5 protein-coding genes are annotated in these 2006 nt (G+C 29.6%); 4 read left to right on the top strand and 1 reads right to left on the bottom strand.

What is annotated here, in order from left to right; genetic code table 11:
* Positions 1 to 55: 55 nt before the first annotated feature.
* A complete protein-coding gene (locus EK368_RS14395) occupies positions 56 to 418 on the bottom strand; it encodes a hypothetical protein (protein WP_129600870.1) in 363 nt (120 codons plus the stop codon).
* Positions 419 to 483: 65 nt separating this feature from the next.
* Here EK368_RS14395 and EK368_RS15035 point away from each other — a divergent pair, with 65 nt between their 5' ends.
* The 4 genes from EK368_RS15035 to EK368_RS14385 all read left to right on the top strand — a co-directional run bounded on the left by EK368_RS15035 (position 484) and on the right by EK368_RS14385 (position 1858).
* Entirely contained in the window at positions 484 to 648 is a 165-nt protein-coding gene (locus EK368_RS15035; RefSeq protein ID WP_165000479.1) for a hypothetical protein, read from the top strand.
* Between the two features lie 202 nt (positions 649 to 850).
* Positions 851 to 1090, top strand: a complete 240-nt coding sequence (locus EK368_RS14390; RefSeq protein ID WP_129600868.1) for a hypothetical protein — start codon at positions 851 to 853, stop codon at positions 1088 to 1090.
* Positions 1081 to 1230, top strand: a complete 150-nt coding sequence (locus tag EK368_RS15030; protein ID WP_165000478.1) for a hypothetical protein — start codon at positions 1081 to 1083, stop codon at positions 1228 to 1230. Before EK368_RS14390 ends, EK368_RS15030 begins: the two co-directional genes overlap by 10 nt.
* A 1-nt stretch (position 1231) precedes the next feature.
* Positions 1232 to 1858: a Rad52/Rad22 family DNA repair protein gene (locus EK368_RS14385; protein ID WP_129600866.1), complete on the top strand. Its 627-nt coding sequence runs from the start codon at positions 1232 to 1234 to the stop codon at positions 1856 to 1858.
* Positions 1859 to 2006 lie beyond the last annotated feature (148 nt).

The following is a 2006-nucleotide window of genomic DNA, read 5'->3' as shown; positions in this document are numbered from 1 at the left end:
ATGAGATTCCAATATAAATTAAATATTTTTTTATCAATAACTTGTTTAATAAATGCTATAAATGCCCTAATAAATGTAATACAGCAGTAAGTATTCCAAGCAAAGAAGATATAACAGTAATGATTATACCTAAATTTCTATAGTGTTGTTTTTTAAGAAAAATTAAAAATTTATTACCATAGATTGTAATTTTATAATCATCTGGTTTGGAACCTATTTTGTCTTTAAGTATAAGACTATTTCTTTCTAAGTCCTGTAAATCTATTATTAATTTTTCAAAATCAATAAAGTTAAAAAAACCATGGATTTGATAAATGTTTAAACGATCTTTACGTTTTAGTAATTTGAGTATTTTGACTTGGAACTGATTTATTACAATTTTATCAAAATCTATAATTTCATTTTCGACAATACTCATACAATTCCATCCCCTTTCTATAAAATTTTACCATAGGGGGGCAAAAAACTAAAGGAGGATAGAACATGAAGCATAAAACAAAATGTGCATTTTGTAAGAAACCAATATTCAAAGAAGATTCAGAAGAAATCATATCGAGTCTAGATTTTAAAAAGCAGTATATCTGTAATGAATGTAATTCAAAGATGTTTGGAGAGTATTTTGAGGAAGAAGGTGCAATAAATGATTAGTGTTGAAACATTAGAAAGACTGTATCAAGAAGCAGGATTAATTGCAATTTGTAATAAAGGAAGGTTTGTTGGGTTTGATGAAAAGTTGGACAACTAGAAAAAAAGACCTTATCAGACGGCAATCTGAGAAAGGTCACTACAAAAAACATTAATTAGTAGTATTATAGCAGATTTTCAAGATTTTATACAAGGGGGAGAAAAAATGAAGATAACAGCAAATTGTGTACCTATAAAAGTTAGTGAGACATTAAAAATTATTACTATAGCAGGTCAAGAGCTTGGAGATTTATTATTAAAAGCTATACCAGAAACATCATCTTATGAAGGGAAACATTGTAGCATTTCAATAGAAATAAATCCAGTTGACGAAAGCATTGATATAGAAGGAGTACCACAAAACATAGATAGTGATGGAAAAGAGGAAGAACCTAAATGTATATAGGTATAAATCAAAATCGTGGGAAAGCAATTTATGAAGAAGATGCTTTTGTGTATGCATTAGAAAAAGTTATTTGTGATGATTATGAAAGACAAGAATTTATAGAGTGGTTTTTTAGCGGTGATTGGATTAAGGAGGATTGAAATGGATTGGGATAAAATCAAAAAAGAGTTGATGAAGCCTTTTAATATATCAGATATAAGGTGGCGAATAGGCAGTACAAACAAAGAAAAAACAAAAGGGTTAGCATTGGCTTATATATCAAATAGAGCGATTCAAAACAGATTAGATGAAGTATTTGGAATGAACGGGTGGAAAAATGAATTTAAAGAATGGAAAGCAGATAATAAACAATTATGTGGAATAAGTGTTTGGGATGATGATAAAGAGGAATGGATTACTAAATGGGATGGTGCAGAAGACACAGACTTTGAAGAAACAAAAGGTGGACTTTCCAATGCAATGAAAAGAGCAGCTTATCAATGGGGAATAGGAAGATACCTTTATGATGTTCCTAGTAAATGGATTGAGATAGAACAACAAGGAAGATCATATCGAATGAAAGGCAGTCCAGAGTTACCAGGATGGGCTTTACCTACAAATGATATAACTATTCCTCAATTAAATACTTTAAAAGAAATAGCTAACTCTAAAAACGTAGATGAAACAGTAATAGCGAGAGCATATCATAAAGAAACATTAGAACAATTGACTACAGATGATTTTGTCAAAGCAATGAAAAGATTAAGCAAAACAGAAGCGAAATTATAATGCAATTTTAGGAGGACCATATGATAAGACCTATTATTTGGATAAAGCGGGGATATATTCCCCGCAACATAAAAAAGCAAAGAACGAAAATATTTACAATCACTTTAGCAGTATTATTTACAGCTATTGTTAAAATCATACATTATTA

This window comes from Anaerophilus nitritigenes (assembly GCF_004138215.1).
Taxonomy (GTDB): domain Bacteria; phylum Bacillota; class Clostridia; order Peptostreptococcales; family Thermotaleaceae; genus Anaerophilus; species Anaerophilus nitritogenes.
Note: the sequence above shows the minus strand (reverse complement) of the source record. Positions and strands in the feature narration are given on the sequence as shown.

Excerpts from the sequence above, each read along its gene's own strand:
- EK368_RS14390 (WP_129600868.1), top strand. The coding sequence starts at position 851 with ATGAAGATAACAGCAAATTGTGTACCTATAAAAGTTAGTGAGACATTA.
- EK368_RS15030 (WP_165000478.1), top strand. The coding sequence starts at position 1,081 with ATGTATATAGGTATAAATCAAAATCGTGGGAAAGCAATTTATGAAGAA.
- EK368_RS15035 (WP_165000479.1), top strand. The coding sequence starts at position 484 with ATGAAGCATAAAACAAAATGTGCATTTTGTAAGAAACCAATATTCAAA.
- EK368_RS14395 (WP_129600870.1), bottom strand. The coding sequence starts at position 418 with ATGAGTATTGTCGAAAATGAAATTATAGATTTTGATAAAATTGTAATA.
- EK368_RS14385 (WP_129600866.1), top strand. The coding sequence starts at position 1,232 with ATGGATTGGGATAAAATCAAAAAAGAGTTGATGAAGCCTTTTAATATA.